Genomic DNA, 4,557 nt, shown 5'->3' on the forward strand with positions numbered 1-4,557 from the left:
ATTATATTTTGCTGGTTTACTCTTATGCAAACGTTGCAAGACGAAGAGGAATTGCACGAGGAAGCGGCGGCGGATCTCTAATTTGTTACCTAACAAACATCACGGATATCGATCCAATTGAACACAATTTGTATTTCGAAAGATTTAAACTTACGTCCGACCGTTCCCATCTTTCTACCCTCGTAAGACGAGTTGAAAGAAACGATAGGAGAACATTCTGTAAGACCGTATCCTTCCAAAATCCCTGCTCCCAGATACTCCTGAGCTCTTCTATCCAAGTCTAAATTGAGTTTGTCTCCACCGGAGATAATAGTCCTAACTCCCTTTAGTTTTTCGTTTTTGGCTGCCAGGTAACCCAATAGGAAGCCCATAAGGGTTGGCACTGCTATGATTGTGTTTACTCCTCCCGCTTCTATAGCTTTTATTGTGTTTTCCACAGGAACAAAATTCGGAAGCACAACTTGTTTCACCCCATGCAATAAAGCCATTAGCCCAGTCGTGTTGAAGCCGAGAGTGTGAAAGTTCGGCAAAACATTAAGGAAGACTGAATCCTCACTTATTAAGGTGGGAGCAGCTTCCAATGCGTCGTCGATATTAGACAGAATGTTCGTATGAGTACATGGAACTGCTTTAGGGTTTCCAGAGGTACCTGACGTTGAGAATATGACAGCCAGATCCTCTTTTTCAACGGTTCCCTGTCTCATGATAACTTCTTCAAGAGGTTTGTCAGTACTTGCGGAAAGCACCGGTGTCGCCAAAAGTTTTTTAAAATCTATCGCGTGTTCCAATTTATCCTCAAATATAAATACAGCATTGACGTCCAGTATTCTTATTGTCTCAACAAGGTTAGGAATTCCTGTTCTTACGTTCAAGGGAGCTATGGCTCCGCCCAAACGCCAGACTGCGAATGAGAGGGCAAAAACCATTGGTGAGTTGGGCATTATCATGGCGATTCTCTGCCCCTTTTTAAATCCCGCATCTCTTAATTTGCTCTCACAATCTAATGCGAGATTGTTGAGTCGATTCCACGACCACCACTCACCCCGCCACCAAATGCAACTCTTTTCTTTTGATTCTGACCAATACTCTACAAATCTTTCTTCAAGTCTATTGGTAGTTTTTTTTATGGACATGCTAGCAACCCCATTCATAAAAAAATTAACTATATATTATACTTTTATTGCTCTGATTGTTCCGGCCTAATTCTCTTTTGGAATATGCCTTTGCCTTTATCGCAGTTAACCAGAGACATTGCTTTGTTTAATGGGCCATGTGTTCTTGGATCCATTGTAAGTGTTGCGTGGGACAAAGGGAAATTCCTTGTTGAGAGCATTGCGTGCCTTACGGCCTCTCCCCTATAACCGGAAGCTTGATATAAGGAAGCCGCAATCCACATTACTGCATCATAAGAAAGTATTGCTCTCTTTATGTCGGGATCAGGACAATTCTCATTATAAAGACTCTTGTAGTCATTCAACACAGAACGTATCTTGGGATCCAGCGAAGTGACTTCGTTTATCCACCAGCTGTTATAAAATACACTTTCATCATTTTTAAGATATATATCAAGATAGTCTTCTCCCAATATTTCCCCTTTAAAACCTAATTCGCGTGCTTTGGTCACAATTTTTACTGTGTTTTTGGCAGAACTGGGTAGAATCAGAACGTCAACATCACTGTCGGCTATCGCTTTCAAAGCGGAGCCCGAATCTTCTACGCTTTTGTTTGTATATGCTATATCTGCTTTTATTTCACCTTTATACTCTTTTATCCAGTACTGCAATTCCTCATGTTGCACAACATTAAAGTTCCTGTCCGAGTTATAAAATATTGCTATATTTTTTTTATCCAGCTGTTTGATTGCGAAGTAAGCAAGCATCTTAGCTCTGCTATCAGAATCATTCACTACTCTGAAAACATATAGGTAGGGTTTTTCGTTAAATTCCAAGGAGGATGCGTCAGTCTCAGGAGTCGTCACCACGAGCGGAACCTGCATTTCATCTGCAATCGGAGAAATGGCTTCCAGAATTGGATTTCTCATACCAGTCATCATGGCCAATATGCTTTTATCCTTCATTACAGTGCGTACATACTTGGCCGCAGCTTCAGGATTACGTGGCGTATCAAAACCAATAATTCTTAATTTATAAAATCGATTTCTGTCGCTTCTGTTTACCTTTTCTACAGCAAGTTGAGCCGCTCTAAGTTCATTCTGCCCGGCCGCCGCATTATGTCCGCTAAGTCCGGTAAAAAAGGCTATTCTAAACTCGTCTCCCTCGGGGAAACGTTGACTGCCTATCTGATAGAAAAGAATCACCATTGCCAAAAGTGCTACTACCAGTATCAATCCGTTGTACAAGGACTTTTTTCTAAGCCACATCGTTCTAGGCTTGTTCGCTATCCCACCGGCTATTTTCCTAAGATTGCCGGGTGCGGCGAAGAAGGGCGCTTCTTCATCCTCTTCCGTCAACTTGTTTTCCAAAACTGCCTCATTAATAATTCTCATAGCCGTCTTGGCGTCTTCAAGTGAAAAAGCTAGGTTTTTACAAAGTTGGTCTATATACTCAGAATCAGTCTGTGCGGTCGGTTTATAAGTAGGTTTCCATCCGGATTTTATTAAATGACTGAGAGCGTATGTGAGTTTAAAATTATCTTTTTTATCTTCGGGGAAACGTGCTTCTAAAAATTGCGAGAGACGATCTGGATCTTTAAGTATACTGAGACCGTAATCATCTATTATGCTTTGAAGGACTTTTACAATTTTTTCTTCCATAAACAACTCCCCTTTTGTTGTTTGTAAGTATAACTTCACGATTCAATCAGAGCAATAGCATTGAACTTATAATTATTAAAAAACTGTGTCATTACAATGCGAATCGTATAATTATCATATTTCTTCAGAACACGTTATAATACTGCTGTACTTTGTCTTTTTATCTCAATTGAATGGGGGAGCAATATTGAATTTGACAAAAAACACATTACTCATATTAATCCTGCTTCCCATCCTGTTTTTCATATCTCTTTATGGTTGGAGAATAGATTTTTTCCGTATCTCTGACAGTCGCGGCAATATTATCTTCTCTTCCCCAGCTGCCTTGGGACATAAATTTATTACAAGATACATACACTCAGTCGAGTTGACTCCGGTCGAAGATGAATACTACATTGTTGGCGGCAGACTATGGTCTTGGGAGGAACGAGTAAGATCTTCAAAAGCCGGATTGCCCTTTCAGGGAGCCAAAAACGGTCGTTTTATAATGACTAAAGATTGGCTTATTTATCAGGGAGGCAGACTTTCATGGCAAACTTATTACTATAGAATAGGCAACGAATATCATGGTCTTAATCAAACGATGTTTGAACCCTACGAAATATATGACGCTTACAAAGTACTTCCCGACAGAAAATTACTCATAGAAGTTTATAGAAAACCGTACATGTATGAATCTATGCAAGCTTTGGAAAGTACAAGCGACACCCCTTAAGTTGCCCCCTCAATAAATTAAAAATATAAATCAATCATCATCAATATTACACCTAAGGCACATGCCAAGATTCCTGGTAAATATCGAAGTTTAACGCATTTTCTTTTCATAAAATTAAAATAAAGCCGTTTTATAAGCGGCAAAATCATTGTTTGAAGGACAAAAACTTCTAACCAGAAACATAAAAAATCTACTGAGAACATTGCTGTTCCAGTTATTCCAAATCCCAACGCGTATTTATGGGGTAAAAAAATAGCCGCAATTATCGCTGCTCCAGCAGTGGAGAGAGTTGCTTCAAATATATCTGACAGCGTAATTTCTCTGCTTTCACAAAAAATACGCCTTTCTCTGCTTGGCGAGCCCACAGCTAACAAGAGAAAAAACAGAGCTAAAGCAATTTTACCGTAGTAGTCTGTATGCAGCCATAACAGCATAGCAGAGTAAGCATCGATACTAAATATATTGCCCGGCATTCCTCTGTTTAAAACATACCAGGAAAGTGTGCCGCCAATAATGAGCAAGACAGCAACGAAATAAAAGAAACTGTTTATCTCTTTTATTTCCATTAACTGATAGCGGTCTTTGGAAAAAATCTTTATCCCCTTCATATATAGTGCGTGAGCAGATAGCAAGAGGAAGGCTACGATAAAAAGGTCTGCCGGCGTGGAAATAAACTGTGGTAGAGAACCCATAGGAATAAAAAGAAAAATGGCAAGAAGTGTAATAGATGCTGCAAAAAGAGGTTTCGGAAAATGTCCATCACCGTTTAACTTATAGACAATTTGACAGCTTCTCCCTTTGACTCTCTCACCAGCGTCTGTTTTTTTGTAAAACAGGCACTCTTCTGCCAGCATGAAAAGCTGTGAAATTAAAAGTACAAATAAAATTATGGCAACTGCGGAAAAAAGAGTAACAAAGCTGTACATTAGCCAATCTCCTCATTTTGAGATATGGTGCAGCTATATTATATAGCATAAAGGTCTGTGTCGTTTCACTTAGAAGTTTTACAAAATTCAAATAATAAAAAATGGCCCCTATAAGGGGCCATTCTCGTTATTTTGTTTCAGTA

The 4,557-nt window shown here is 39.4% G+C and carries 4 protein-coding genes; 2 read left to right on the top strand and 2 right to left on the bottom strand.

The annotated features are described in order from the left end of the window. Nucleotides 1-284: hypothetical protein (locus GXZ13_03775; protein NLX74956.1), on the top strand; the 284-nt coding region annotated here is incomplete at its 5' end. 893 nt (nucleotides 285-1,177) lie between these two features. Here the strand turns inward: GXZ13_03775 and GXZ13_03780 are convergent. Beyond that, on the bottom strand, nucleotides 1,178-2,773 hold the full coding sequence (locus tag GXZ13_03780) for an amino acid ABC transporter substrate-binding protein (GenBank protein ID NLX74957.1): 1,596 nt from the start codon (nucleotides 2,771-2,773) through the stop codon (nucleotides 1,178-1,180). Between the two features lie 187 nt (nucleotides 2,774-2,960). Between GXZ13_03780 and GXZ13_03785 the strand changes: the two genes are divergently transcribed. Then, a complete protein-coding gene (locus tag GXZ13_03785; GenBank protein ID NLX74958.1) occupies nucleotides 2,961-3,488 on the top strand; it encodes a DUF1850 domain-containing protein in 528 nt (175 codons plus the stop codon). Between the two features lie 17 nt (nucleotides 3,489-3,505). Here the strand turns inward: GXZ13_03785 and GXZ13_03790 are convergent, their stop codons facing one another. After that, nucleotides 3,506-4,414 carry a hypothetical protein gene (locus GXZ13_03790; protein NLX74959.1) on the bottom strand — a complete coding sequence of 303 codons (909 nt, stop codon included), beginning with the start codon at nucleotides 4,412-4,414 and terminating at the stop codon, nucleotides 3,506-3,508. Nucleotides 4,415-4,557: the final 143 nt, after the last annotated feature.

The organism is Synergistaceae bacterium (assembly GCA_012728235.1).
In the GTDB taxonomy this organism is placed as follows: Bacteria; Synergistota; Synergistia; order Synergistales; family Synergistaceae; genus JAAYFL01.

What these genes read in the sequence shown, in the direction of transcription:
- GXZ13_03780 (NLX74957.1), bottom strand. Translation starts at nt 2,773, where the DNA reads ATGGAAGAAAAAATTGTAAAAGTCCTTCAAAGCATAATAGATGATTAC.
- GXZ13_03790 (NLX74959.1), bottom strand. Translation starts at nt 4,414, where the DNA reads ATGTACAGCTTTGTTACTCTTTTTTCCGCAGTTGCCATAATTTTATTT.